Source organism: Sinorhizobium arboris LMG 14919 (assembly GCF_000427465.1).
GTDB lineage: Bacteria > Pseudomonadota > Alphaproteobacteria > Rhizobiales > Rhizobiaceae > Sinorhizobium > Sinorhizobium arboris.
The window spans coordinates 2,175,701-2,202,461 of the sequence record NZ_ATYB01000014.1; the positions used below are offsets into that span (position 1 = coordinate 2,175,701).

Sequence of the window (26,761 nt, forward strand, 5' to 3'; positions counted from 1 at the left end):
CCGCAGGATGCTCCGTGCTGCGGTGATCCGCCTTCCTTAATACTCCGCCGGAATGGTCAGCACCTCGGCCTCCGGCGCCTCCAGAAAGCGCCTGACCGCAGCGGGCAAATGCCGCGACCCGAAAGGAAGCAGACCGCAGCGCGAAAGCATCTGGCGCTTGTCCGGATCCTGTCCGATATGCCGCCAGATCATTCGCGAGGCATAGGGCAGATTCTCCTTCCGCCACGACACCCCCATCGTTGTGCCGCGCAGATAGACCCGCTGGTGCACCTCGAACGGCATCAGGATCGTCTGCGCCAGCATCGATGCCTGCCCTACGGTGCGCTCGGCAATGAAGATGCGGTTTCGCCAGAAGGTGACAAGTCCGACATATTTCGAGAACTGCTCTATTTCGTTTGCCCTGTCGCGAATGCGCTCGATCGACTTTACCCGGATCGAGCCGCCTTCTTCATAGATGTGGGCGCAGGAACAGACGACGAAGCCGGGCCAGGAGAGCGAAAGATGATAGGTCTGGTAGTAGCCGAAATGGTGGCGAAGGGCTGCGGCATCGCCGGGGAACCCTTCGAGAAGCTGCCCCGCCTCCAGCCGGTGCCGCTCGGGACGGATCATGCGCCCTTCGAAGAGTTTAGGCGAGAGTGAGAAGTCCTCGGCCGAAAGCCCGAAGAATGCCGCGATCCGTGCGGCATTGTGCGCCGAGGGCCGCGCCTCGCCGTTGATGTAGCGGTTGAACTGCTGACGGTTGATGCCGATCTCCCGGCAAACCTGCGAGATCGAGCGCCGCGTCGCACAGGCAAAACGCAGATTGATTGCGAATGTGTCGTCCTGCTGCAGTGTTCCAGCCCCCGGGGATTGCCGACAGCGTAAACCAGCGAAAACTCGCGTCAAGTCGCGAAATTGTGTGATGTCCGGCAGGCGTTAGGTTTCTCTCGAACAAACACTCAAAGGGGAACTGGAAATGACCGAATTCACGAAGCGTCCCGACGGCCTCATCGTACCGGCCGGCGTCAACCGGCGCGGCTTCCTCGCAGGCACTGCAGCGCTCGGCCTCGCCGCCGGCATCGGAAGCTCCATCGGCTTGGGCGAGGCACGAGCGCAGGAGCCCAAACGCGGCGGCCACCTGAAGCTCGGCCTTGACGGCGGTGCGACGACCGATTCGCTCGACCCGGCGACCTATAGCGGTTCGGTATCTTTCGTGATCGGCCATCTCTGGGGCGACACGCTGGTCGAATCCGACCCGGTGACCGGCGCTCCGCTGCCGTCGATCGCCTCCTCCTGGGAGTCGTCGGCGGATGCTTCAGTCTGGACATTCAGGATTCGAAAGGACATCGCTTTCCACGACGGCAGCAAGCTCGCCGTCGCGGACGTGATCGCGACATTGAAGCGGCATTCCGACGAGGGCTCCAAGTCGGGCGCGCTCGGGCTGATGCGATCCGTCAAGACAATCGAGGAAAAAGCCGGCGATCTCGTCCTGACGCTGACGGAAGGCAATGCGGACCTGCCCCTGCTGCTGACCGACTATCACCTTATCATTCAGCCCGGCGGCGGCGTCGACAACCCGGCCTCGCCGATCGGCACCGGCCCCTACAAACTCGCCAGCTATGAGGCAGGCATCCGGGCAACCTTCGAGAAGAACGCCGCCGACTGGCGTTCGGACCGTGGCTATGTCGACAGCGTCGAGATCATCGTCATGAACGACAACACGGCGCGTATTGCGGCGCTTTCTTCCGGGCAGGTGCATTTCATCAACGGGGTCGATCCGAAGACGGTCCCGCTTCTGAAACGTGCGCCCCGCGTCGAGATCCTGCAGACCTCGGGCAAGGGTTTCTACAGCTTCCTCATGCATTGCGACACGGCCCCCTTCGACAACAACGACCTGAGGCTCGCTCTGAAATATTCGATCGACCGGCAGGCAATTCTAGACCGTGTCCTCGGCGGATACGGCACGCTCGGCAACGATTATCCCGTCAACGAAAACTACTCTTTGGCGCCTGACGACATCGAGCAGCGCGCCTACGATCCCGACAAGGCAGCCTTCCATTACAAGAAGTCCGGCCATGACCGGCCGATCCTGCTGCGGACCTCCGATGCCGCCTTCCCGGGCGCGGTCGATGCCTCGGTCCTCTTCCAGGAAAGCGCCCGCAAGGCCGGTATCGAAATCGAAGTACGCCGCGAGCCGGAGGACGGCTATTGGACCAATGTCTGGAACGTCCAGCCCTTCTGCGCTTCCTACTGGGGCGGCCGTCCGACGCAGGATTCCCGCTATTCCACCTCCTATCTTTCGAGCGCGGAATGGAACGACACGCGTTTCAAACGGGAGGACTTCGACAAGCTGCTCCTGCAGGCGCGCTCCGAACTTGACGAAACCAGGCGCAAGGAGCTTTACCATACAATGGCCCTCATGGTGCGCGACGAAGGCGGCCTGATACTCCCGGTCTTCAACGATTATGTGAACGCCGCCTCCGCTTCGCTGAAGGGCTTTGTCCACGACATCGGCAACGACCTTTCAAACGGCTACGTCGGAAGCCGAGTCTGGTTCGACAGCTAGAGTGCAAGGAGCGGTGCAGGTGGTTTCCGCCTGCACCGCGCGTCTCAACAGTAAGGCACCGATCGGAGGCAGCCGCGATGGTCGATCGCAATTTCACCGTCATCGAAAACGAATGGATACCCCTCAAAGACGGAATCCGGCTTGCCGCGCGCATCTGGATGCCTGAAGGCACCGAACAGAAACCGGTGCCGGCGGTTCTGGAATACCTGCCCTACCGCAAGCGCGACGGGACCTGTGCAAGGGACGAATCCACCTACCCGGCCTTCGCGGCCGCCGGCATTGCCGGCATTCGCGTCGACATCCGCGGCTCGGGCGAATCCGAGGGCGTTATCGACGGCGAATACACGCCGCGCGAGCTCTCCGACGGCTGTGAGATCGTCGAGTGGATTGCGGCACAGCCCTGGTCGAACGGCAAGGTGGGCATGATGGGCATCTCCTGGGGCGGCTTCAATTGTCTGCAGGTGGCGGCCCTCAAGCCTCCGGCCCTCAAGGCGGTCATTTCGATCGCCTCGACCGTCGACCGCTACAATGACGACATCCACTACAAGAACGGCTGCCATCTCTCGGCGCAACTCTCCTGGGCGGCAACGATGCTCGCCTACCAGTCCCGATCGCCCGATGCGGAGCTCGTCGGCGAGCGCTGGCGGGAGATGTGGCTGGAGCGCCTCGAGAACGAGCCCTTCTTCCTGGAGGAATGGCTGGAGCACCAGCGCCGCGACGATTTCTGGCGGCATGGCTCGATCTGCGAGGATTTCAAAAGCTTTCCGATTCCGGCGCTGGTGATCGCCGGCTGGGCGGACGGCTACCGCAACACGCCGATCAAGGCGGTCGAGGGGCTGGGCGACAAGGCCAAGGCGCTCGTCGGTCCGTGGGTCCACAAATATCCGCATTTCGCCTGGCCGAAGCCGCGAGCGGACTTTCTCGGAGAGGCTATCCGCTGGTGGAACCGCTGGCTTCGCGATGAAGAGAACGACGCCGAGCAGTTGCCGCAGGTACGCGCCTATATCCTCGACGGCCCGAGGCCGGCGGTCAGGCGCAATGAAGACCCCGGCCGATGGATCGCCAAGGACGCCTGGACCACGCCCGAAATGCGGACCTTCGCGGTTTCGAGCGAGGGAAGCCTGGCCGCCGGTTCCTCGTCCAGGCGCGGGATAGGCGATGTTTACCTGCGCTCGCCGCTCGATACCGGCACCGCTGCCGGTGAGTATTTCACGCTGAAGCCCGACGCCGAGATGCCCGGTGACCAGCGCATCGACGATGCGGGCGCGCTGACCTTCGATACGCATCCCCTGCTCGAAGCGGAGGACTATCTCGGCCAGCCGGTGCTCGACCTCGAGCTTTCCTGCAGTGCCGAAACCGCCAATCTCGCCGCGCGCATCGTCGACGTCCATCCGGACGGAACGGCGACCCGCGTCGCCTTCGGCGTTCTCAACCTGGCGCACCGCAACGGCAATGCCAAGCCGGTGCCGATGGAGAAGAACCGCAAGACGCGCGTCACGCTGGTGCTCGATGCCTGCGGCTATCGCTTCCGCGCCGGCCACCGCATCCGGCTGTCGCTGTCGACGTCCTATTGGCCGATCATCCTCCCGTCGCCGACCGACCCGGGGGTCAGGATCGACACGGCCAGCGTCTCCCTTTCCCTGCCGCTTCTCGGCGACCATCGCGAAATCGTCGTGCCGCAGCCGGCCAATCCCGACCCGTTGCCGCACTATATCGAGCATTCGCCGGCCGAGACGCGCCGCACCGTCGAACGGGACATGAGCAAGGGCCTGACGCATTACCGGATCTACGAGAATACCGGCCTCGTCGAGCATCCCGGCACGGGCAACGCGACTCAGGACATCCGCGACGAAACCTGGACGATCGCGCCGGACGATCCGCACTCGATGACTGGCGTCTCGACCTGGACCTGCATCGCGCGGCGTGGGCGGCAATCGCTGAAGACCGTCTCGACGTCCCGCCTCGGCTGCACGGAATCCGAGTGGATCACCTCCGCCAGGGTCGAGGCTTTCGAGGGTGAGGAGAAGATTTTCGAGAAGACCTTCGAGAAGCGGATCCGGCGGGATTTCATGTGAAGGTATCGAAACGGATCCGCCCCTCATCCGCCTGCCGGCACCTTCTCCCCGCTTGCGGGGAGAAGGGACTCGCGGCGCCCTTCAGCGCTTCATTTCGAACGGGCGAGCACGGCCTACTCGTCCCCTCGCCCCGCTTGCGGGGAGAGGATTAGTCCTCGGGTTACACCCGAGGAAAGGGGCAACCAAACCTCAAGCCGTACCGGCCAATCTCGCCACAGCCTGCACGAGACGGCCGAAGCCTTCCTGCGCACCGGAGCTCATGTGGCGCGCCCGGAGCCAGGAATGGACCATCTGCGGCTCTTCCCGATAGGTGACGTCCACGCCTGCCTGGACAAGCCGGGCGGCATAGGCGCGCGCATCATCGCGCAGCGGATCGAAATAGGCGCCGGAAATATAGGCCGGGGGAAGTCCGGACAGGTCCGCGGCCCTCAACGGGTGTGCTAGCGGTTCATCCGCCGGTGCTTTCAGCATCTCGCGGTAATAGCCGACATCGCTGGTGGAAAGCAGCGGCGCCTCGGCCATCTCGATATAGGAGCCGCGCGTCAGGTCGCCCCCGAGGCCGGGATAGACCAGGACCTGACCGACGATGCCGGCGAGACCTCTCGCCCTTGCTTCGAGCGCCATGCCTGCAGCAAGATTTCCGCCCGCGCTGTCGCCTGCAACGATGAGCGGACGACCCTCGGCAAGAAGCACTTCCAGCACTTCGCGGCAGTCTTCGAAGGCTGCGGGCCACACATGTTCGGGCGCAAGGCGATAGTCCACGGACACCAGTTCCACCCGCGCGCCATGGGCAAGCTCGGCGCAGATCGCATCGTGGCTCTCGAGCGAACCGACGACGAATCCGCCGCCATGGATGTAGAAGACCCGCGTCTCACTCGCGATCTTCGACGGACGGTAGTGCCGCACCGGAATTTTCCCCGCCACCCGCTCGTCCCGCCGATCGAGCCCTTCGGGAGACGGCGCATCGAATTCGGCGCAGAGCGCATCGTACCATTGCCGCTGCTGCTCGACGGAGGCATTGACGGCATCGGCGGGATAGAACGCCTCGCAACGGTCTCGGAAGGCGAGAATCCCGTCTTCCGTCGGTATTGGCTTTGTCGGTTTCGAATCCATCCTGCTCCCCCTGATCGCACCATAACATCGTTGCGCCGGCGCGCACGACGAAATGCGCCAGCACCTGCCGCAGTCCAACACCTTGCTTGCTTTCGCCTCGGCAAGCGGTGTTAATTCGTCCATGGCATTCACACTCCGGCAGTTGCAATATTTCGTCGCCGTCGCCGAGCAGGGCTCGGTCACCCGCGCGGCGCAGAACCTCTCCATCTCTCAATCGTCGATCACCGAGGCAATCAAGGAGCTCGAAACCGATCTCGGCGTCGAACTCTTCGACCGGCATCCGCGCGGCCTCTCGATCACCCATAACGGCCATCAGTTCCTGCGCCACGCGACCAAGATCCTCGCCGATGTTTCCGATGCGCGGCGCAGCTTTTCCGACAGCCGCGAGGAACGCGGCGGCAGGCTCAATCTCGGCGTCACCTCCCTCGTCGCGGGCTACGTGCTCTCCGACCTGCTCGCGCGCTACCGCCGCGCCTGCCCCGGCGTCGAGGTGAGTGCCATAGAGGACAATGGTTCCTATCTCGAGCACCTCCTGATCGGCGGCGAACTCGACGTCGCCGTGATGGTCATCTCGAACCTGCGCGACCGTATGGCGCTGCAGGCGGAAATCCTCGAAACCTCTCCCTATCGCCTCTGGCTGCCGATCGGCCACCCGCTCGTCAGCGCCGACATCATCTCGGTCGAGGATATCGCCCGGGAGCCGCTGATCATGCTGACCGTGGACGAGATCGAGGAGAATACCGGCAAACTCCTGACGGCGCTCGGCGCGCGCCCCCATGTCGCCTTCCGCACCCGCTCGGTGGAGGCGGTCAGAAGCCTGGTTGCGACCGGTGCCGGCATCGCCCTTTTGCCTGATCTCGTCTACCGCCCCTGGTCGCTCGAAGGCGACCGGATCGAAAGCCGCGACGTTTCCGGGGCGCTGCCCGTCGTGCAGGTCGGCATGGTCTGGCGCAAGGGGTCGAGCCTGCCACAGTCCGCGCGCGATTTCGTCGGCGTTGCCGAGGCCTTGCGCAGCGCCCGCCCACGGTAAGTGTTCGGATCCCGAGGTTCGGCTGCTATCGGAAATGCCGATATCGGCATTCTGATTAATGAATTTGCGAATACGGTAAAACCAAGGCACGCTTCATTCCGGGAACAAAGCCGCAAACGGCGTGAAACCGGGGAGACTTCCGATGAAGCAGATCTTGAAATCCTGCACTGCGCTTACCCTGTCGCTGGGCCTCGCCGCCCCTGCCCTCGCGCAGGAGCCGCTGAAGGAGCTGGGACCGGGCGAAGGCGCCCTTTCGATCGTCGCCTGGGCCGGCTATATTGAGCGCGGCGAGACCGACAAGAACTACGACTGGGTCAGCGCCTTCGAAGAGAAGACGGGCTGCAAGGTCAGCGTCAAGACGGCGGCGACCTCCGACGAAATGGTCGCCCTGATGAACGAAGGCGGCTTTGATCTCGTGACGGCTTCCGGCGACGCGTCGCTGCGTCTCGTCGCCGGAAAGCGCGTTCAGCCGATAAACACGGATCTGATCCCGAGCTGGAAGACGATCGACGAGCGCATGCGGAATGCTCCATGGCATACGGTCGGCGGCGTGCATTACGGCACGCCCTATGTCTGGGGCCCGAATGTGCTGATGTACAATACCGAGGTCTTCAAGGATCAGCCGCCGAAGAGCTGGAATGTCGTCTTCGAGGAGATGACGCTGCCCGACGGCAAGTCCAACAAGGGCCGCGTTCAGGCCTATGACGGACCGATCCATGTCGCCGACGCCGCCAACTACCTGATGGCGCACAAGCCCGACCTCGGCATCAAGGATCCCTACGAGCTCAACGAAGAACAGTACAAGGCCGCACTCGACCTGTTGCGCACCCAGCGCACGCTCGTCGGCCGCTACTGGCACGACGCGATGATCCAGATCGACGACTTCAAGAACGAAGGCGTCGTCGCCTCCGGCTCCTGGCCCTTCCAGGTCAACCTGATGCAGGCCGAGAAGCAGCCGATCGCCTCCGTCGTCCCCGAAGAAGGAGTGACCGGCTGGGCCGATACGACGATGCTGCATGTCGACAGCGAACATCCGAACTGCGCCTATATGTGGATGGAACATTCGCTCTCTCCCAAGGTCCAGGGAGATGTATCCGCCTGGTTCGGCGCCAATCCCTCCGTCGGAGCGGCCTGCAAGGGCAACGAGTTGCTGACCGACGAGGGTTGCAAGACCAACGGCTACGACGACTTCGAGAAGGTCAAGTTCTGGAAGACGCCGGTAACGAAATGCGAAAGCCAGGGCGAATGCGTGCCCTATCATCGCTGGGTCTCCGACTATATCGGCGTCATCGGCGGGCGGTAAGCCCTGCCTTCAGCGCAAGCGTTCGCCCCTCTCCTCGGGTCTAACCCGAGGACCAACCCTCTCCCCGCGCGCGGGGAGAAGGTCGCGGCAGCGAAATGAGGGGCAGAGACCTCCTGGGAGTATCCCTATGACCGCCGTCCTCTTCGACAATGTTTCCCGCTATTTCGGCGCCGTCCGTGCCGTCGATCGCGTGAACCTCGCGATCGCCGAGGGCGAGTTCTTCGCAATGCTCGGCCCGTCCGGCTCGGGCAAGACCACATGCCTGAGGCTGATGGCAGGCTTCGAGCAGCCGACCGGAGGCCATATCGAGATCTTCGGCGAAACCGCCGAAGGCGTGCCGCCCTACCGGCGCAGCGTCAACACCGTCTTCCAGGATTATGCCCTCTTCCCGCATCTCTCCATTCTCGACAATGTCGCCTACGGTCTGATGGTAAAGGGCGTCGGACGGGAGGAACGCCGCAAGGCGGCCGAGGATGCGCTCGCCATGGTGAAACTTCCGGGCTACGGCACGCGCCGGCCGGGGCAGCTTTCCGGCGGCCAGCGCCAGCGCGTGGCGCTCGCCCGCGCGCTGGTCAACAAGCCCAAGGTTCTGCTTCTCGACGAGCCCTTGGGCGCGCTCGATCTGAAGCTGCGCGAACAGATGCAGGAGGAATTGAAAACGCTGCAGAAGTCGTTGGGCATCACCTTCGTCTTCGTCACCCATGATCAGAGCGAAGCGCTCTCGATGGCCGACCGGATCGCCGTTTTCAACGAGGGCCGCATTCAGCAGCTCGGAAGCCCGGAAGAGGTCTATAACCGTCCGCAGACGCGCTTCGTCGCCGATTTCGTCGGTTCCTCCAACGTGCTTTCGGAAGACCTCTGCCGCAGATTGGGACTGAAGGCTTCCTTCGCGAGCCTCCGCCCGGAGGCTGTGGCGATCGCACCGCCGGGCGACGGAGCGCTGAGCCTCGCCGGCACCGTCGCCTCGCAGAGCTTCCTGGGCGCCACAAACCGCATCGTGGTCGATGTCGAGGGCGCCCGAATCGCGGTAGCGAGTCCGGCGGCGCATGGTTTTCCAGCCGTCGGAAGTCCGGTCACGATCAGCTTCGCGGCGCACGACCTCCACCCGATGGAGGACGCATGACGATCGTCGTCGAAAGCGTCATTCTTCCGCAACGCCGCAGCACGGCCGGCCGCGTCTCGGATTTCTTCTGGCGGCACCCGCATGTGCTGCTGGCGATCTTTCTCGGTCCGCCGCTCCTCTGGCTCGGGATCGTCTATCTCGGCTCGCTCTTTGCGCTGCTTATGCAGAGCTTCTTCTCGATCGACGATTTCTCCGGCCTCATCAAATACGAGTTCACGCTCGCCACCTATCGGCAGCTCCTGAGCGGAGCCAATCTCGACATCATCATCCGCACCGTCTCGATGGCCGCGCTGGTGACGCTCGTCTCGGCGCTCATTGCCTTTCCGATCGCCTATTACGCCGCTCGCTACGCGCGCGGGAAATGGAAGGCGCTTTTCTATCTCGCCGTCATGCTGCCGCTCTGGTCGAGCTATCTCGTCAAGATCTATGCCTGGAAGCTGATCCTCGCCAAGGAAGGCATCCTCACCTGGTTCTTCGAAAAGCTGAACCTCCTCTGGCTGATCGATGCCTGGCTTTCCCTGCCGGTCGTCGGCGGCAATTCATTGTCGGTCAGCTACACGGGCACCTTCGTGGTCTTCGTCTATGTCTGGATGCCGTTCATGATCCTCCCGATCCAGGCGGCACTCGAACGCGTGCCTGCCAATCTGATCGAAGCCTCGTCGGACCTCGGCGGAACGCCCGCGCAGACCTTCCGCCACGTGCTCTTTCCGCTGGCGCTGCCGGGCATCGTCGCCGGATCCATCTTCACCTTCTCGCTGACGCTCGGCGATTACATCATTCCGCAGATCGTCGGCTCCTCGCGGCTCTTCATCGGTCAGGCCGTCTATGCGCAGCAGGGCACCGCCGGGAATATCCCGCTCGCCGCCGCCTTCACGGTCGTGCCGATTGTCATCATGGGCGCCTATCTCTGGATGGCCAAACGCATGGGGGCCTTCGATGCGCTCTGAGAAAGCGAACTCCGCTCCATTGGGTCTGAAGATCGCTGCCGCCGCCGGCCTCGCCTTCATGCATGTGCCGATCCTGCTGATCTTTCTCTATGCCTTCACGACGGAAGAGAAGAGCTATCAGTTCCCGCCGCCGGGGCTCACCACCCAATGGTTCGCCGTCGCCTGGAACCGGCCGGACGTCTGGGCGGCGCTGACGCTCTCCGTGAAGGTCGCTTCGATCGCGACCGCGGTCGCGCTCGTTCTCGGCACGCTCTGCGCCGCTGCCGTCAGCCAGACCCGCTTCTTCGGCCGCGAGACGATCTCGCTCCTTGTCATCCTGCCGATCGCGCTTCCCGGCATCATCACCGGCATCGCGTTGCGCTCGGCCTTCTCCATGGCCGATATCCCCTTCTCCTTCTGGACGATCGTGCTCGGCCACGCGACCTTCTGCATCGTCGTCGTCTACAACAATGCGGTCGCCCGTTTCCGCCGGATTTCCGGCTCGCTGATCGAGGCCTCCATGGATCTCGGCGCCGACGGCTTTCAGACCTTCCGCTACGTGATCCTGCCGAACATCGGCACGGCCCTGCTTGCCGGCGGCATGCTCGCCTTCGCGCTTTCCTTCGACGAGGTGATCGTCACGACCTTCACCGCCGGACAGCAATCGACCCTGCCGATCTGGATGCTGGAAGAACTGATCCGCCCGCGCCAGCGTCCGGTGACCAACGTCGTCGCCATGGTGGTCGTGATGGTGACCTTCCTGCCGATCCTCGGCGCCTATTACCTGACCCGCGACGGCGACCAGGTCGCTGGCGCCGGCAAATGACCTCGCACCTGAAGGGAGAACAGACATGGACACCGAGCTCTTGATCGGATCGCGCTTCGAAGCCGGGACCGAGGCCGAGGAACACATCCTGAATCCGAGGACGGGCGCCGGGATCATCGACCTCGCCGAGGCCTCCCATGCGCAGATCGACGCCGCGGTCGACGCTGCCGAGCGCGCCTTCGTCGGCTGGTCGCAGACGACGCCGGCCGAACGCTCCAACGCCCTTTTGAAGATCGCCGATGCGATCGAGAGCGAGGCCGACGATTTCGCCGCGCTCGAGGCGCTGAACTGCGGCAAGCCGATCAATGCGGTGAAGAACGACGAGTTGCCTGCGATCATCGATTGCTGGCGCTTCTTCGCCGGCGCGGTGCGCAATCTGCATGCGCCGGCGGCGGGCGAATATCTGCCGGGCCATACGTCGATGATCCGCCGCGATCCGATCGGGATCGTAGGCTCCATCGCGCCCTGGAACTATCCTTTGATGATGATGGCCTGGAAACTGGCGCCGGCGATCGGCGGCGGCAACACGGTCGTCTTCAAGCCATCCGAACAGACGCCGCTGACAGCGCTGAAACTTGCGCGGCTCATCGCCGACATTCTCCCCGAAGGGGTCGTCAACGTCATCACCGGCCGCGGCGAAACCGTCGGCAACGCGCTGATCAACCATCCGAAGGTCGGCATGGTATCGATCACCGGGGACATCGCCACCGGCAAGAAGGTGCTCGCCGCCGCCGCCAAAACGGTGAAGCGAACCCACCTCGAACTCGGCGGCAAGGCGCCGGTCATCGTCTATGACGACGCCGACCTTGAAGCCGTGGTCGACGGTATCCGCACCTTCGGCTACTACAATGCCGGACAGGACTGCACCGCCGCCTGTCGCGTCTATGCCGAAGCCGGCATCTACGAGAAACTCGTCGCCGACCTCACATCGGCCGTCTCCACCATCCGCTACAATCTGGACGACGACACGGAAAACGAGATCGGTCCACTGATCTCCAGGCGCCAGCGCGACCGGGTGGCAAGCTTCGTCGAAAGAGCCGCCGACCAGAAACACATCGAGATCACCACCGGCGGCCGCACCGGCAGCGACCAGGGCTTCTTCTTCCAGCCGACGGTCGTCGCCGGCGCCACTCAGGAGGACGAGATCGTCCGCCGCGAAGTTTTCGGCCCGGTCGTCTCCGTCACGCGCTTCACCGGCAAGGACGATGCCGTCGCCTGGGCGAACGACAGCGATTACGGCCTCGCCTCCTCAGTCTGGACGAAGGACATCAGCAAGGCGATGAAGGCCGCGTCCCGCCTGCAATATGGCTGCACATGGATCAATACGCATTTCATGCTGACCAACGAAATGCCACATGGCGGCGTGAAGCAGTCCGGCTACGGTAAGGACATGTCGGTCTATGCGCTGGAAGACTACACCGCCGTCCGCCACATCATGATCAATCACGGCTAGAGGCGGGCCCCTCATCCGCCGGCCGGCGGATGAGGGGCAATCCGATGCTTGGCCTTCCCTCGAACCGCCAGGTCCGCATGGCCCCCCGCTTCTGTTGCACATTTCCCACAAACATCCTGAACATGACTTGAAAAGTCATGAAATCGGCTTGCGTCCGCAATAATCATGAGTGAATAGCTCACCTTATAGAACATAACTTATATCTCTATAAGGTTGCGTCGCATGCCCTCGAAATCCGCCCCCCTCCTGCCGCTCGTCCGAGCTGCGCTCGCCGGCACATCCGCCCTCGCCCTCGTCGCCACCGCCCAGGCGCAGGAAGCGCAGCAGGAAACCGTAGCCAATGGTGACTCCACCGCTCTGGAAACATTGGTCGTCAACGGCAGCGGCGGGGTCATTACGGCCGAGGGCTATGTCGGCATCAGCAGCGCCACGGGCGCCAAGATCGACACGCCGTTCCTCGAGACGCCGCAATCGATTTCCACGGTGACCGAACAGCAATTGAAGGACCGCAACCCGCAGACGCTGCTGGAGACGCTCGCCTATACGCCGGGCACGCGCGTCGGCGCCTATGGTTTCGATCCCCGCTTCGATGCATTCTTCGTCCGCGGCTTCGACGTGACCTTTACCGGCATCTTCCGGGACAATCTCCGCCAGCCGGCGGCCGTCGACTCGGTCTTCAAGAACGAGCCCTACGGCCTCGAAGGCGTTTCGATCCTGCGCGGGCCCTCCTCGGCCCTATACGGCGCAACCGGTGCCGGGGGCCTTTACAACCTCATCACCAAGCGGCCGACGGAAGACGCACTGAGGGAGGTGCAGGTCCAATACGGCAGTCATGACCGCTATCAGGGCCAATTCGACTTCTCGGGCCCCGTGAACGAGACGGACCCTGTCTATTACCGCCTGACCGGCTTGTTGCGCGATGCCGACACCGAGCAGGTCGGCGTTGCGGACGACCGCACCTATATCGCTCCGGCCTTTACCTGGAAGCCGGACGAAGACACCAAACTGACCGTTCTCGGTGAGTATTCGCGCACCAAGAGCGGGGGAACCGCGACCTATTACAACGATCCGTTCACCGGCGAGGTCACGGACATCTTCGCAGGCAATCCCGATTTCAACGACTCGATACAGAAGCAGGGACGCATCGGCTACGAATTCGAGCACCGCCTCAACGACACCTTCGTATTCCGCCAGAACGCACGCGTATCCACCTTGAACATCGACGCTGACTGGGATTTCGCCTATGCGCCGAATGCTGACGACCCGACTTTGCTCGACAGCACCGCAGGCACCTATGACGAGCGGCTGACGGCGTTCGTCATCGATAACCAGCTGGAAGCCAAATTCGACACCGGCGCAATCGAGCACACGCTTCTTGCCGGTCTCGACTATACGAAGCTGCGTTTCCGCGCGCTCGACGGGCGCGGCATGTCGCCTCCGCTCGACACCAAGAATCCGACGCAGGGCCGCCCGGTCGATGCTATTGATTTCAACACGCGCACGGTCCAGGACCAATGGCAGCTGGGCACATATCTGCAGGACCAGATCCGCTACGACGCCTGGACGCTGACGGTGGGCGGACGATACGACTGGGTCTCGACCGATACGGATACGACGGATCTCGCCACCGGCACGCTGACGACGGTGTCGCAAAAGGACAAGGAATTCTCCGGCCGCATAGGGCTCACATACCAGACCGACTTCGGCCTTGCCCCCTATATCAGCTACTCGACGGCGTTCATGCCCAATGCCGGTTTGAACAGGGAAACAAACCAGCCCTTCAAGCCGACCGAGAGCGAGCAGCAGGAAATCGGCGTCAAGTACCTCCTGCCGGACAGCAACACGCTGATCACCGCCGCCCTTTTCAACATCGACCAGAAGAATGGCCTCTATTTCGAAGCGGATGGCGTCAGCAATATTCAGGTCCAGCGCGGTAAACTTCGTTCGCGCGGCTTTGAGATCGAAGCGAACACCAGCCTCGACAATGGCCTTTCCCTGATCGCCTCTTACGCCTATACCGACGTGAAGATCATTCAGGGCCCCGAAGGCACGATCGGCAACTATGTTTCTTCCGCTCCACAGCACATGGCATCGATATGGGCCCACTATACGCTGCCCGAAGACGGTCATTTTACCGGGCTCAGCCTGGGAGGCGGTGCGCGTTTCGTCGGATCGAGCTACGGCAATGACGAGAATACCTTCAAGAATAGTTCGCGCGTGCTCTTCGATGCTTCCGTCGGCTATGACTTCGCAGCGATCGACCGGAAATATGAGGGACTGCAGCTGCAGGTAAATGCCACCAATCTCTTTGACCGGCGCGAAGCCGTATGCACTGCGGGATACTGCCATCGCGACCAGGGCCGCACCGTCATCGGCTCATTGCGTTACAACTGGTAAGCGCCATGGCAACTGCGGGGCATGAAAACATGGCGGTAGTCGACGAGCCGAAAGGTCTGTCGGCGGCCTTTGCCGGCCCGCATGCCTGGTGCAACGAGAAGATGATGCTGTCGGAGAACCTCTCCGATGGCGTTCCGCTTTCCGACTTCTTCGCCTGCGGCGCCTTCGACCGGACCCTCTCGCACTATGCCGAGGCCTCCGGCGGCACGGACCGCCGCGCCGTCGCCTCCATGTGGTCGCTCTATTATTTCTCCGCCCTGACCATACCCTATGTCGTCGCCCGGGTGCTGGACCACCAGGCGCTGCCGGCGGAATTCGACAAGATGACGGTGGCGCTTTCGGCCGACGGGCTGCCGCGCGCCTTCGGGGTCGCGACGACAGGTGAATGGCGCGAGGACGACGCCGGCGACGTCTTCGCGCTGATCGGCGCGCTCATGGACGAGCACCTTGCCAAGGTGGTCCCGCATTTCAAGGCGGTTGGCGGCATATCGCCGAGGCTCGCCTGGAACAATGCCGCCGTTTACATCGACTATGCGCTTCGGACCGCCGGGACCGACCCCATGAGCGACCAGGCCGATGCGATGGTCGGCCGCCGTCTGATGCCCAACGGCGCTCCCAACCCCTTCTTCGACTGCCTGCGTCAGGAGGAAGAGGACGGGACGCGCGTCTGCCGGCGCAAGATCTGCTGCCTGAGATATCTCCTCCCCGGCGTCCCGAGCTGCGGTAGCCTCTGCGCCCTTCCAAGCCAAAGGAAACAATAGCATTGTCTCTTCTGCTCCCCTGGCGCCGGCGCCTCGTTCAGGCCCTCGCATTCCTGTGCTTCGCCCTCTCGCCGCTCTGCGCGCTGGCGCAGGCACAATGGCCGATGACGGTCACCGACGCAGTCGGACGACAGGTTACGGTACCCGCACCGCCCAAAGCGCTACTGCTCGGCACCGGCTTCAATCTCGTCGCCCTTTCGCTCATTCATCCGGACCCGGTAAGCCTCCTCGCCGGGTGGTCCGGCGACATGAAGGGCGACAATCCGGAAATCTACGAAAGCTTCCTTCGCAAGTTTCCGAAGCTCGCCGAAGTGCCGCTGATCGACGACGGCAGCGGACCCGGGCTTTCCTTCGAGACCATCCTGACGCTCAAGGCCGATCTTGCCGTTCTCGCCAACTGGCAGGCGGATACGGAGGCGGGCCAGCGCGCGATGGAATATCTCGAAAGCACCGGCGTGCCGGTCATCGTCGTCGATTTCAACAATGAAGCGCTGAAAAACACACCGGACAACATGCGCCTCCTCGGCAGGGTCCTCGAGAGAGAAGAACAGGCGGAAGACTTCGCCCGTTTCTACGAGGAGCGTCTTGCCCGCATTCGCGAGCGCGTTGCCAGGAGTTCCGGGCCGGGACCGAAAGTTCTCATGGAAGCGTTCCCCGCGCCCGACCGTTGCTGCTGGGCCTATGGCGTCGGCGGCCTCGGCGAGTTCATCGCCATCACCGGGAGCCGCAACATAGCCGAGGGCGCATTGCCGCGTCCGGGCGGCATGATGAATGCGGAAGCGGTGATGGCCGAGAATCCGGATGTCTATATCGCCACCTCTTCGCCCGGCGGCAAGTATAGCGGCTTCTCGATCGGCCCCGGCGTCACGGCCGAAGAGGCGGAAACGACCCTGGCCGAATCCGTGGGCAAGCCGGTGATGGCAAGCATCGCGGCGGTGCGCAACGGGCGCGTGCACGGCCTGTGGAACTTCTTCAACGCCATCCCGCTGAACATCGTCGCGGCGGAGGCCTTCGCTTCGTGGCTGCGCCCCGATCTCTTTCCCGATGTCGATCCGGCCGCCACGCTCACCGAGATCAACCGGCGTTTCGCGGCGGTGCCTTTCGAAGGTTCCTACTGGATAAGCTTGAAGAAATGAGCGCCGGCTGAACATTGCGACCACGGCAACGCAGAAGTGTACCATCATCGAGGCAGATGGGACCGATTGCCAGCGCCGCGCCGCCCTATATAAGGTTCTCGCAGGAGAATCTTCATGGCGTGGTTGATTGCGTTACCGTTGGGCTTGGCGATCGTGTATCTCGCGGCTCGATACGGCCGCTTCCGAAGCTGGATCGAGCCGGTTCTGTCGATTGCGGTCGCGCTCGGCCTCAGCGCCGCTTTCCTCGTCTGGCTGAACGAGACTACGCCCGAGGACGTGCCGGCGCCTGCTCCAAGCCAATCCGCCAGCGGGCTGACCGTCGCCGACGTCATGCTCCAGGACATGACGTTCGAGCCCAACCAGTCCGAGCGCACCTATCGCGTTCGCGGCACCGCCGCCAATGCAGCGGAGGCGACGCTCGAATATTTCCGGCTCACCGTGACGCTCGAGGATTGCCCGCAAGGTGCCTGCAGACGCATCGGCGACGACACCGCGCTCATCCTTCTCAGGGTGCCGGGCGGCCAAAGCCGCCCCTTCGAGACCGTCCTCACCTTTCCCTTCAGACCAGATGAAGCACCGACCGCGCCGAAATGGAGTTACAGGGTGAGCGAGGTCAAAGGGTCGGCTCGGCGCTGACCGAGCCGACGGCCTCAGCAAAAAATCCCGAACCGCTTCCGTATCGCCCGGTCGACCTCCGCCGCGATCAGCGACGGAGCTGCGTCGGCGAGAATGCGGTTTTTCCTCTCGATCGCACGCGCCACGAGATCCGGCCGGCCGATCTCGACCCATTCCTTGGGGCTCGTTCTATCGGCGACCGCCGGATAGATATATTCCGTCTGCATCAGCCCGAGCGTCTGGGGATGGCCGAGATAGTGGCCTGGACCGTCGAGGCAGACCGAGCGCATGGTTTCGAGCGAAACCGAATCCTCGGTGACATCGATGCCGCGGATGCAGCGCTGCACCTGGCCCAGCATGTCGTCTCCAAGCACCAGCGATTCCATGCAGAAGCCGAGCAGGGAGGCATGCATGCCGACGGCCTCGTAGACCATGTTGAGCCCCGAAAGCCCTGCCATCACGTTGGAAATCGCCTGCTCCCAGCCGGCCTGCATGTCCGGAAGCTTCGCGTCCGCGATACCCGCGGCAGCGCCGCCCGGCAGACGGTAGAACTGGTGCATCTGCGCGCAACCGGCCGTCAGCAGCGCCTGCTCTCCGGAGCCGCCGGACATAGCGCCCGTCCTCAGATCGGAGACGAACGGCCAAGTGCCGAAAACGGCCGGGTGACCGGGCGAAAGCGCATTGACGTAGACGACGCCGGCAAGACACTCGGCGACCGCCTGCACGATGGCGGTCGCGAGCGGCGCCGGGGCAGTCGCCCCCGCCTGTCCGGCGGAAAGCAGCAGGACCGGCATGCCGCCGCGGATGCACTTCTCCATGGTAATGCAGCTTTCCTCGGCGAATTTCATCGGCGGCACGACGAAGCAGTTCGAGTTCGAAACGAAGGGACGCGCCCGCCACTTGTCCTCGCCGTCCGCGATCATGTGGATGAGATCAAAGCAGCCCTCCACATGCGACGGATCGGAGAAGCTCGTGCCGACATGCTTCGTCGTTCCGGCGCAGCAGGCATAGAGCGTGTTGATGTCCATCAGGAAATTGTCCGCGACATCCCGGCAGACCATGGCCCGCTGGAAGAAATGGACATTGTCCAGGTGGTGGACGAGCTGCGCCGCGTTCAGGAGGTCCTTGGCGGTCGATTCGCGGTATTCGCGCTTCTCGACGTCGACCACGTGCACCGCCGCTCCCGCAGTGCCGTAATAGACGCGCGTGCCGGTCAGCTCGAGGTCCTGTTTCGGATCACGCGCGTAAAGCGTGATGTCGCGCGCGGCGATGGCGAGCATATCCTCGACCAGTGCGCGCGGGAACCTGAGGCGCCCGTCCTCACCGAGGATGGCCCCGGCGCCGGTCATGATCTCGACGCCGGATTTCGGCGCATTGGCGAGCCCGATCTGTTCCAACGCATCGAGCGCCGCTCCGTGAATGCGTGTGACGTCTGCATCCGTCAGCGGCTTGTACTGCCCGCCGGAAAGGCCCGGACGGACGGGGCGGATGTTTTCCGCCAGAGGCGCCGAGCGAAGCGCAACGCGCGCCGCCCGTCCGCCGGAGCGTCTCGAAACCGCAACTGCGCATTCCTCAGCCATCATTCATCTCCCAATGGCGCTGCCGCCGTCTTGTTCTTTGCCCTCACCCTGGCTTCTCCCCGTCAAAAAGGGAGAAGGCGCCGAAGGCGGATGAGGGCCATCGCTTTTCGTGGTCTGCCTGATTTGGACCGCGCCTACATCCGCACCCGCTCCGCCTTCGGATCGTACATCGGCTTCAGCGATGCCTCGGCCTTGACCCGCGTTCCGGCGACTTCGATCTCGTAAGCCGAAGCCAGCACGTCGGCCTCGCTTTCACCATGGCAGGCCACATAGCCGAGCCCGATCGCGCCACCCAGGTTGTGGCCGTAATTACCCGAAGTGATCGTGCCGACGATTTCGCCGTCGCGGACGATTGCCTCGTTATGGAAAAGCAGCGGCTCCGGATCGCAAAGCCGGAACTGCACCAGCCGGCGCGAAAGCCCGTGGTCACGCTTCGCAAGCACGGCCTCACGTCCGATGAACTCGCCCTTGCCGGGCTTCACCGCAAAGCCAAGCCCCGCTTCCAGCACATGGTCCTCGTCGGTGATGTCGTGGCCGAAATGCCGGAACGCCTTTTCGATACGGCAACTGTCCAGGGAGTGGAGACCGCAAAGCTTCAGCCCGACCTCGGCTCCCGCCAGGTCCAGCGTCTCGAACACATGCGCCGCCTGGTCGGTGGAGACGTAAAGCTCCCATCCGAGTTCGCCGACATAGGTGACGCGGTGGGCGCGAGCGAGGCCCATGCCGATCTCGATTTCGCGAGCGGTGGCGAAGGGGTGCGCCTCGTTGGAGAAATCGTTCGGGCTCACCTTCTGCATGAGCTCGCGCGCCCTCGGGCCCATCACGCAGAGTACGCTTTCGGCAGCGGTGACGTCGGTGATCACCACGAACTCGTCGCGCACATGCTTTCGCAGCCAGGCGAGATCCCGTTGGAGGGTTGCGCCCGGAACGACGAGAAAGAATGCCGTCTGCGAAAGCCGCGTGACGGTCAGGTCGCTCTCGATGCCGCCCCGGGGGTTAAGCATCTGCGTATAGACGACACGGCCGGGCTCGACATTCATGTCGTTGGCGCAAAGCCGCTGCAGGAAGGGGAGCGCATCGCGCCCTTCGACGCGGATCTTCCCGAAGGAGGTCATGTCGAAAAGGCCGACCCCATTGCGGACGGCGAGATGCTCCTCCCGCTGGTTTTCGAACCAGTTCTGCCGTTTCCACGAATAGCGGTACTCGCGCTCCTGGCCATCCCTTGCGAACCAGTTTGCCCGCTCCCATCCTGCAACCTCACCGAAAACGGCTCCGCACGCCTTCAGATGTTCGTGGACAGGCGAGCGGCGAACGCCGCGGGCGGTCGCCATCTGGCGATAGGGGAAATGATCCGCGTAAAGCAGGCCCAGCGTCTCGCTGACCCGTTCCTTCAGGTAGGAACGGTTCTTCTGGAAGGGCTGCGCCCGGCGGATATCGACCTCCCAGAGGTCGAAGGGCGGTTCGCCGTCGTTCATCCACTGCGCCAGAGCCATGCCGGCGCCCCCCGAGGAGACGATCCCGATCGAATTGTAGCCGGCTGCCACCCAATAGCCTTTGAGCTCCGGCGCCTCGCCGAGATAGTAGCGGTCGTCGGGCGTGAAGCTTTCCGGGCCGTTGAAGAAGGTGTGGATGCCCGCCGTCTCAAGCATCGGCATGCGGTTGACCGCCATTTCGAGGATCGGGGCGAAATGGTCGAAGTCCTCCGGCAACTGGTCGAAACAGAAATCCTCGCGGATGCCTTCCATGCCCCAGGGCTTCGCCTTGAGCTCGAAGGCGCCGATCAGCATCTTGCCGGCATCTTCCTTGTAATAGGTGCACTCGTCCGGCACGCGCAGCACCGGCAGGCGGCTGAGATCAGGTATGGCTTCGGTGACGATATAGAAGTGCTCGCAGGCGTGCAGCGGCACCGTGACGCCTGATTGCCGGGCAAGCTCCCTGCCCCACATGCCGGCGCAGTTGACGACATTTTCCGTCTCGATCGTGAAGCTCTCGCCGTTCTGCTCGCAGGTGACGCCGGCGACACAGCCGTCCTTCTTCAGGACCGAGGTGACTTTCACGCCCTCGATGACCGAGGCGCCGTTCTGCCGCGCACCCTTGGCAAGCGCCATGGCGATATTGGCCGGGTCGCATTGACCGTCGAGCGGCAGGTGTACCGCCGCCTTCACGTCGGAAACGTTGAGGTGAGGATAAAGCTCCCGGACCTCGTCGGGCGTGACCTCGCGCACATCCACATTGAAAGCGCGCGCCAGCGAAGCCTGCCGGTAGATCTCTTCCCTGCGCTCTTCCGTCAGCGCCACGGTGATCGAGCCGTTCTGGCGCATGCCCGTCGCAATACCGGTTTCCGCCTCGAGCTTCACGTAAAGATCGGCGGAGTATTTCGCGAGGCGCGTCATGTTCTGCGAAGCGCGCAGCTGACCGATGAGGCCGGCCGCATGCCAGGTGGTGCCGCAGGTCAATTGCTTGCGCTCGAGCAGCACCACATCGGTCCAGCCGAGCTTCGCCAGGTGATAGGCGACCGAGCAGCCGGAAACGCCACCACCGATAATCACCACACGCGCTTTTGCGGGAATGGGCTTCGTCATGCCTTCAGTCTTTCATTGGAGGGGTCCCAGAGCGGCTGGTCCGGCTGGACGATGGCCTTGAAGCGGTCGCCGAAAATCTCGACTTCGACCTCCTGTCCAGGCACGGCCAGATCGGCGCGCAGCATGCCGAGTGCGATCGACTTGCCGGTGCGGTAGCCCCAGTTTCCGGACGTCGTCTCGCCGACGACCTCCCCATTCGACCAGAGTGTCGACATATAGGGCGCGTCGCACTCGCCAGCCTCGACCGTCAGTGTCACGAAGCGTTTTGCAAGCCCTTGTTGCTTCTCGCGCTCCAGCGCCGCCTTGCCCGTAAAGCCCGGCTTCGCCCAGTCGACGAAGCGTTCCAGGCCGCCCTGCAGGATCGTGTAATCCGTCGAAAGATCGCCCTTCCAGGCGCGGTAGCCCTTCTCGATGCGCAGACTGTCCAGCGCTTCCATGCCGAAAGGCTTGAGGCCATGCTGCTGCCCGGCTTCCCAGACGGCATCGAAGATCGCGGCGGTATCCTCCACCTTGGTGTGGATTTCCCAGCCGAGCTCGCCGGCGAAGGAGACCCGCACGAGCTGGCAATAGCGGCCGGCAATCTGCGTCGTCTGATGCGTCAGCCAGCCCTTTGAAAGGTCGGCATCCGAAATCCGGGCCAGGATCGCGCGCGATTTCGGCCCCGTCAGGATCTGGCATGAGAAATTGGCCGTCACGTCATCCAGGGCGAAGGTGGCGTCCGCCGGGCGATGCTTCTGCAGCCACTCGAAATCATGCCACTGCGCCGTCGCCGCGGTGATCAGGAAGAAGAAATCCTCCTCGATCGCCATAACAGACATTTCGGTGAGGATGCGGCCCTTGTCGTCGGCGAAATAGGCGAGCCCGATGCGGCCGGGTTTCGGTACGCGGCCGGTGATGAGGCCGGAGAGCCACTCGCGCGCGCCCTCCCCCTTCAGCCGGAAGCGCGAAAAGCCCGGCAGGTCCAGAATGCCGGCAGCATCGCGCACGGCGAGACACTCCTCCTCGATCCGCTTCGCCCAAGGGCCTTCCCTGCCCCAGGTCTGCGTCGACTCCTCTGACGTGTCGTCGCCTGGTTTCGCGTACCACATGGCGCGTTCCCAGCCGTTATAGGGCTTGAACTGCGCGCCGAGCGCCGCAATGCGATCATGGATCGGCGAGAGCTTCCTGCCGCGCCCGGCCGGCCAGTAGTGCTTCGGGAAATGCATCGCATATTCGTGGCCGTAGATCTCCATGCCCTTGGCGATGCAATAGTCCTGGTCGGTATAGTCGGTGTAGCGGCGCGGGTCGCAGGACCACATGTCCCATTCGGTCCGGCCCTGGGTTATCCATTCGGCGAGCACCTTGCCCGCCCCGCCGGCCTGGCAGATGCCGAAGGTGAAGACGCAGGCCTCGAAGGCGTTCGGCACGCCGGGCATGGGCCCGATCAGCGGATTGCCGTCAGGCGCATAGGGGATCGGTCCGTTGATGACGCGCGAAAGACCTGCCGTTCCCAGGATCGGCACGCGCTCGACCGCATCGTTCAGATACCATTCCAGTCTTTCGAGGTCGTCCGGGAAGAGCTGGAAAGAGAAGTCCTCCGGCATAGGGTCATCCGGCGTTGCCCAGTGAGCGCGGCAGTTCTTCTCGTATGGCCCGAGATTCATGCCGTATTTCTCCTGCCGGAGATAATAGGAGGAGTCGACGTCGCGAAGGAGCGGCAGCTTATGCCCGGCCTCCTTCGACCAGGCGGCAAGCTCCGGGATCTCGTCGAAAAGAATATACTGATGGCTCATCACCATCATCGGCACGTCGCGGCCGAACATCTTGCCGACTTCGCGGGCGTAGTAGCCAGCGGCGTTGACGACGTATTCGCAGCGGATTTCCCCCTGCGCCGTCTCGACCACCCATTCGTCCTTCTCGCGCCGGGCACCGCTCACGGGACAGAAGCGGATGATCTTCGCGCCTAAGTCGCGGGCGCCCTTGGCGAGCGCCTGGGTCAGCTGCGCCGGATCGATGTCGCCGTCATAGGGATCGTAAAGCGCGCCCGTCAGCTCATGCGTTTCGAGGAAGGGATAGCGGCTGCGCATTTCCTCCGGCGTCAGAATATCGAGGTCCATGCCCTGGTAGCGGCCCATGCCGACGACGCGCTTGAACTCCTGCAGCCGCTCCTTCGAATGGCCGAGGCGGATGGATCCCGTCACATGATAATTCATCGGGTAATCGACGAGCGCGCCCAGGTCGCGATAGAGCGAAGCCGAATAGCGCTGCATGTTCATGATCGACCAGGAAGAGGAAAAGGTCGGTACGTTGCCGGCTGCGTGCCAGGTTGAGCCGGCCGTGAGCTCGTTCTTTTCAAGAAGCACGCAATCGGTCCAGCCGGCCTTGGCAAGATGGTAGAGCGAGGAGGCGCCGACGGCTCCCCCGCCAATGATCACGACACGTGCGTGAGACGGCAAACTCGACATGCTGACTCCCTCTTTTACGTCGATTTTTGACGAGGAAGCCGAATCCCATCAAGCGCCGCGATGCGGCTTTATTAATCGAGTAATTCGATTAGATTTCCCTCGGGGGCAAGGAGTCGCACAAATGCAGGTTGATCTGATCGAGACCTTTCTGGACCTGATGGAAACGCGCAGCTTCAACCGAACGGCGGAGCGCCTCAACATCACGCAATCCACGGTTTCCCATCGGGTGAAGGCCCTGGAGACGCAGTTCGGCCGGAAGCTGTTCACCCGCAACAAGGGCGGAACCCTGCCGACCGCCGCGGGACTGCGCTTTCTCGATTATGCGAAAGCTCTTCAAAATCAGTGGCATGAAGCGACCCGCGCAGTAGCGAGCGCAGGTGCTCTGGAGCGCTCGATGCGGCTCGGAATTCAGCACGACCTGGCGGAGACCATTGCCGGCCGCTGGGTGGCGGCGATCCGCCGCGACCTGCCGACCACCGAGATCTATATGGAGGCGGACTACTCGAACCAGATGAATCGCGATCTCGCCGCCGGGGAACTCGACCTTGCGGTCCTCTATACGCCACACTTCCTGCCCGATCTTCATTATGAACGGATCGGCGAACTGCATTACGTGCTGGTCAGCACCGATGCTCGCGACATGGCCGGGGTCAAGCCCGAAACCTATATCCGTTCAAGCTACTCTCCCGCCTTCGACCGCGCCCACCGGCTGGCGCTACCGCACCTTTCGGGCACATCGCTCGCCGCCGGCCAGAACATGGCCGTCACGGACCTGTTGCGCACGCTCGGCGGCGCAGCCTACGTGACGCGGGCGACCGCCGATCGGCTCTGCGACCGCGTCGCGGTCGTGACCGATGCGCCGGTCATTCCGCAGACCGTCTATGCGGCAACGAGTCTGCGCACCCGCCATGCCCATCAGCATCGCAAGATAATCGGCGCAATGGAGGGACTGCTGGTCGGCTTGTAAGTCCCTGGACGAACCCTTTTTGGCAACGGGGAGGAGCAGAGAGGGGCTGGCGCAACCTCACCGGCCGGAGAATTGCGCCTTCAACCGTTTGATGTCCTCTGCCGTAATCCCTGGCGGATCGGTGACCGCCATCCAGGCGTCGATGTAATGTTCCGGCGCGTAGACATGGCCGTAGCCCATCGGCGAGGTCGTCGCCAACGCCATGTCGGCAAGCAGCTGCAGCCCGGTGACCACGGGAAACCAGCTCAGCGCCGGCGAAACGTCCGGCCCACGCGGGGGCTTCATCCAGTCCGGCTCCCGATAGAAAGCATGAGGGTCGAAAAAGGTTACCGGGTCGCTGGCATATTGCAGATAGACGATCCGCATCGCGCCCCAATGCGCGCCGGGAATGTCGAGCGCATTTTCCTGGCTGGTGAAGCGGATGGCGGAGCTGTCGCGATAGCGCGGCAGCCAGGCGGTCGAGCCGGCGATGCGGTCGGCCGTCACCGAACGCCAGAGGGCGCTGGGAAACGGGGGGCCGCTCCAAAGCGCGCCCTGGAAGGGATCGCTGATGACGTCGAAGAGATCGACCGATCCTTGCGAATTCATTGCCCCGAGGCTCAGGCCGTGCAGGTAGAGCTTCGGGCGCCGGTCCTTGGGCAGCGTCGTCCAGTAACCATAGACCTCGTCGAAGAGGGCATCGGCGGCGTCGGCGCCGTAGCCCGGTTCGACCAGCAGGGACAGCCAGCTGGTGAGATAGGAATATTGCACCGCCACGCTCGCGACGTCCCCGCGAAGCAGATATTCGACCGTGTCGAGCGCTGCGGGATCGATCCAGCCGGTGCCGGTCGGCACGACGATAATCAACGACTTGCGCTCGAAGCCCCCGGCACGCTTCAGCTCCTCCAGGGCCAGCTTCGCCCGCTCCCGCGCGGTCTCGGCGGAATTCAGCCCGACATAGACCCGCACGGGATCGGGGACCGCAGCCGCGAAGAAGGCGCCGATGTCGGCGCCGGCCGGTGCGGACGCGATGAACTGCCGCCCCTGCCGTCCAAGCTCGTCCCAGCGTACCAGCGACGCACCGCTTCCCGTCCTGGCGGGCTCGGCAGGTGGCGCGATCTCGGGATCCATTAGTGCATCGAGTTGCTGGAAGGAACTGTCCGCAGCACGAAGCGCGAACTTGAAGATCACGCCATTCGCCGCGGACCAGAACAGCGCGAGCGCCACGAGCCCGCCGAGAGCGTTGGCGATCGGCCGCGTGAGAAAATATTGCAGCCATCGGGAAAGAACGCGAAAGGTCAGCCGGAACAGCCGCGCCATGAGGACCAGCGCGATGAAAATGAGGACGGCTGTCAGGCCGAGCCTGACAGGCTCGGCGCTTTCGATGGGTTCGAGGCCCATGATGTGGCGAACGGTGTTCTGCCAGTGCGCCGCCTGCCACAGGAACACGGCAGCGGCCGCTATCGAAACGATCGCAGCGGCGATCTTCAATGTGCGCGCGCGCCGCACCGTCGGCTCGGGGAGTTCGAAGAACGACCAGAGCCAGCGGAGAAACACGCCGGCCGCGTAGCCGGCTGCAAGGGAGAAGCCGGAGATCACGGCCTGAATCAGATAGGGCCGCGGTATCAGACTTGGCGTCAGCGATACCGCAAAGAACAGAATGCCGACGAGGAGCCCGCTTGTGGAGAACGAACGCAGGAAGCGGGAGATGCGGCGGTGCATCGGTCTGGGCAGGTCCGTCTGCTGAACGTGTTCCATGGCGGACTCCACTTCGCGCGCTGGCGGCAATGTCGCTTTCCGGCGGCGCGCAGTCAATTCCCGTGAACCTGCTGCAAAGGACAAAACGTGCAGCAGATCAAAGCGCTACGGCGCGCCTTGCGCGTCGGAGACGATGCGCGGCGCCGTC

Annotated in this window: 19 protein-coding genes; 13 read left to right on the top strand and 6 right to left on the bottom strand. The window is 63.4% G+C overall.

What is annotated here, in order from left to right; translation table 11 throughout:
* Positions 1-36: 36 nt before the first annotated feature.
* A complete protein-coding gene (locus SINAR_RS0121850) occupies positions 37-831 on the bottom strand; it encodes a helix-turn-helix domain-containing protein (protein WP_028001052.1) in 795 nt (264 codons plus the stop codon).
* A 124-nt stretch (positions 832-955) separates the two neighbouring features.
* Between SINAR_RS0121850 and SINAR_RS0121855 the strand changes: the two genes are divergently transcribed.
* Both SINAR_RS0121855 and SINAR_RS0121860 read left to right on the top strand, forming a co-directional pair.
* Positions 956-2,545, top strand: coding sequence for an ABC transporter substrate-binding protein (locus SINAR_RS0121855; protein ID WP_028001053.1), 1,590 nt, complete (start codon positions 956-958; stop codon positions 2,543-2,545).
* A 77-nt stretch (positions 2,546-2,622) separates the two neighbouring features.
* The gene (locus SINAR_RS0121860; RefSeq protein ID WP_028001054.1) at positions 2,623-4,620 is read left to right on the top strand and encodes a CocE/NonD family hydrolase; all 1,998 of its coding nucleotides are present in this window, start codon (positions 2,623-2,625) and stop codon (positions 4,618-4,620) included.
* Positions 4,621-4,809: 189 nt separating this feature from the next.
* Here the strand turns inward: SINAR_RS0121860 and SINAR_RS0121865 are convergent, their stop codons facing one another.
* Entirely contained in the window at positions 4,810-5,733 is a 924-nt protein-coding gene (locus tag SINAR_RS0121865; protein ID WP_028001055.1) for an alpha/beta hydrolase, read from the bottom strand.
* A 121-nt stretch (positions 5,734-5,854) separates the two neighbouring features.
* Here SINAR_RS0121865 and SINAR_RS0121870 point away from each other — a divergent pair, with 121 nt between their 5' ends.
* From SINAR_RS0121870 to SINAR_RS0121915, 10 genes are all read left to right on the top strand, one after another.
* Entirely contained in the window at positions 5,855-6,763 is a 909-nt protein-coding gene (locus SINAR_RS0121870; protein ID WP_028001056.1) for a LysR family transcriptional regulator, read from the top strand.
* 142 nt (positions 6,764-6,905) lie between these two features.
* A complete protein-coding gene (locus SINAR_RS0121875) occupies positions 6,906-8,066 on the top strand; it encodes an ABC transporter substrate-binding protein (RefSeq protein ID WP_028001057.1) in 1,161 nt (386 codons plus the stop codon).
* A 127-nt stretch (positions 8,067-8,193) separates the two neighbouring features.
* Positions 8,194-9,189, top strand: coding sequence for an ABC transporter ATP-binding protein (locus tag SINAR_RS0121880; protein WP_028001058.1), 996 nt, complete (start codon positions 8,194-8,196; stop codon positions 9,187-9,189).
* Positions 9,186-10,136 (top strand): ABC transporter permease, encoded by a 951-nt coding sequence (locus SINAR_RS0121885; RefSeq protein WP_028001059.1) that lies wholly within the window; start codon positions 9,186-9,188, stop codon positions 10,134-10,136. The genes SINAR_RS0121880 and SINAR_RS0121885 overlap by 4 nt, the downstream gene beginning before the upstream one ends.
* Positions 10,126-10,941: an ABC transporter permease gene (locus SINAR_RS0121890; RefSeq protein WP_028001060.1), complete on the top strand. Its 816-nt coding sequence runs from the start codon at positions 10,126-10,128 to the stop codon at positions 10,939-10,941. Before SINAR_RS0121885 ends, SINAR_RS0121890 begins: the two co-directional genes overlap by 11 nt.
* A 25-nt stretch (positions 10,942-10,966) precedes the next feature.
* Positions 10,967-12,394 carry a gamma-aminobutyraldehyde dehydrogenase gene (locus SINAR_RS0121895; RefSeq protein WP_028001061.1) on the top strand — a complete coding sequence of 476 codons (1,428 nt, stop codon included), beginning with the start codon at positions 10,967-10,969 and terminating at the stop codon, positions 12,392-12,394.
* A gap of 222 nt (positions 12,395-12,616) precedes the next feature.
* A complete protein-coding gene (locus SINAR_RS0121900; RefSeq protein WP_028001062.1) occupies positions 12,617-14,791 on the top strand; it encodes a TonB-dependent siderophore receptor in 2,175 nt (724 codons plus the stop codon).
* Positions 14,792-14,820: 29 nt separating this feature from the next.
* The gene (fhuF, locus tag SINAR_RS0121905) at positions 14,821-15,552 is read left to right on the top strand and encodes a siderophore-iron reductase FhuF (RefSeq protein ID WP_028001063.1); all 732 of its coding nucleotides are present in this window, start codon (positions 14,821-14,823) and stop codon (positions 15,550-15,552) included.
* 2 nt (positions 15,553-15,554) lie between these two features.
* Positions 15,555-16,688, top strand: coding sequence for an ABC transporter substrate-binding protein (locus SINAR_RS0121910; RefSeq protein ID WP_028001064.1), 1,134 nt, complete (start codon positions 15,555-15,557; stop codon positions 16,686-16,688).
* A 114-nt stretch (positions 16,689-16,802) separates the two neighbouring features.
* Entirely contained in the window at positions 16,803-17,324 is a 522-nt protein-coding gene (locus tag SINAR_RS0121915; protein ID WP_028001065.1) for a hypothetical protein, read from the top strand.
* Between the two features lie 14 nt (positions 17,325-17,338).
* Here SINAR_RS0121915 and SINAR_RS0121920 read toward each other — a convergent pair whose 3' ends face one another.
* The 3 genes from SINAR_RS0121920 to SINAR_RS0121930 form a co-directional block, all read right to left on the bottom strand.
* Entirely contained in the window at positions 17,339-18,883 is a 1,545-nt protein-coding gene (locus SINAR_RS0121920) for a trimethylamine methyltransferase family protein (RefSeq protein ID WP_028001066.1), read from the bottom strand.
* A gap of 134 nt (positions 18,884-19,017) precedes the next feature.
* On the bottom strand, positions 19,018-21,465 hold the full coding sequence (locus SINAR_RS0121925; RefSeq protein ID WP_028001067.1) for a GcvT family protein: 2,448 nt from the start codon (positions 21,463-21,465) through the stop codon (positions 19,018-19,020).
* Positions 21,462-23,909, bottom strand: coding sequence for a GcvT family protein (locus SINAR_RS0121930; protein WP_028001068.1), 2,448 nt, complete (start codon positions 23,907-23,909; stop codon positions 21,462-21,464). Before SINAR_RS0121930 ends, SINAR_RS0121925 begins: the two co-directional genes overlap by 4 nt.
* Before the next feature lie 121 nt (positions 23,910-24,030).
* On the opposite strand from SINAR_RS0121930, the gene SINAR_RS0121935 reads away from it, so the two are divergent.
* Positions 24,031-24,876 (top strand): LysR family transcriptional regulator, encoded by an 846-nt coding sequence (locus SINAR_RS0121935; RefSeq protein WP_028001069.1) that lies wholly within the window; start codon positions 24,031-24,033, stop codon positions 24,874-24,876.
* A 57-nt stretch (positions 24,877-24,933) separates the two neighbouring features.
* Here the strand turns inward: SINAR_RS0121935 and SINAR_RS0121940 are convergent, their stop codons facing one another.
* Entirely contained in the window at positions 24,934-26,613 is a 1,680-nt protein-coding gene (locus SINAR_RS0121940) for an alpha/beta hydrolase (RefSeq protein ID WP_028001070.1), read from the bottom strand.
* Positions 26,614-26,761: the final 148 nt, after the last annotated feature.

What these genes read in the sequence shown, in the direction of transcription:
- SINAR_RS0121855 (WP_028001053.1), top strand. Translation starts at nt 956, where the DNA reads ATGACCGAATTCACGAAGCGTCCCGACGGCCTCATCGTACCGGCCGGC.
- SINAR_RS0121860 (WP_028001054.1), top strand. Translation starts at nt 2,623, where the DNA reads ATGGTCGATCGCAATTTCACCGTCATCGAAAACGAATGGATACCCCTC.
- SINAR_RS0121865 (WP_028001055.1), bottom strand. Translation starts at nt 5,733, where the DNA reads ATGGATTCGAAACCGACAAAGCCAATACCGACGGAAGACGGGATTCTC.
- SINAR_RS0121870 (WP_028001056.1), top strand. Translation starts at nt 5,855, where the DNA reads ATGGCATTCACACTCCGGCAGTTGCAATATTTCGTCGCCGTCGCCGAG.
- SINAR_RS0121875 (WP_028001057.1), top strand. Translation starts at nt 6,906, where the DNA reads ATGAAGCAGATCTTGAAATCCTGCACTGCGCTTACCCTGTCGCTGGGC.
- SINAR_RS0121880 (WP_028001058.1), top strand. Translation starts at nt 8,194, where the DNA reads ATGACCGCCGTCCTCTTCGACAATGTTTCCCGCTATTTCGGCGCCGTC.
- SINAR_RS0121885 (WP_028001059.1), top strand. Translation starts at nt 9,186, where the DNA reads ATGACGATCGTCGTCGAAAGCGTCATTCTTCCGCAACGCCGCAGCACG.
- SINAR_RS0121890 (WP_028001060.1), top strand. Translation starts at nt 10,126, where the DNA reads ATGCGCTCTGAGAAAGCGAACTCCGCTCCATTGGGTCTGAAGATCGCT.
- SINAR_RS0121895 (WP_028001061.1), top strand. Translation starts at nt 10,967, where the DNA reads ATGGACACCGAGCTCTTGATCGGATCGCGCTTCGAAGCCGGGACCGAG.
- SINAR_RS0121900 (WP_028001062.1), top strand. Translation starts at nt 12,617, where the DNA reads ATGCCCTCGAAATCCGCCCCCCTCCTGCCGCTCGTCCGAGCTGCGCTC.
- fhuF (WP_028001063.1), top strand. Translation starts at nt 14,821, where the DNA reads ATGGCGGTAGTCGACGAGCCGAAAGGTCTGTCGGCGGCCTTTGCCGGC.
- SINAR_RS0121915 (WP_028001065.1), top strand. Translation starts at nt 16,803, where the DNA reads ATGGCGTGGTTGATTGCGTTACCGTTGGGCTTGGCGATCGTGTATCTC.
- SINAR_RS0121920 (WP_028001066.1), bottom strand. Translation starts at nt 18,883, where the DNA reads ATGGCTGAGGAATGCGCAGTTGCGGTTTCGAGACGCTCCGGCGGACGG.
- SINAR_RS0121925 (WP_028001067.1), bottom strand. Translation starts at nt 21,465, where the DNA reads ATGACGAAGCCCATTCCCGCAAAAGCGCGTGTGGTGATTATCGGTGGT.
- SINAR_RS0121930 (WP_028001068.1), bottom strand. Translation starts at nt 23,909, where the DNA reads ATGTCGAGTTTGCCGTCTCACGCACGTGTCGTGATCATTGGCGGGGGA.
- SINAR_RS0121935 (WP_028001069.1), top strand. Translation starts at nt 24,031, where the DNA reads ATGCAGGTTGATCTGATCGAGACCTTTCTGGACCTGATGGAAACGCGC.
- SINAR_RS0121940 (WP_028001070.1), bottom strand. Translation starts at nt 26,613, where the DNA reads ATGGAACACGTTCAGCAGACGGACCTGCCCAGACCGATGCACCGCCGC.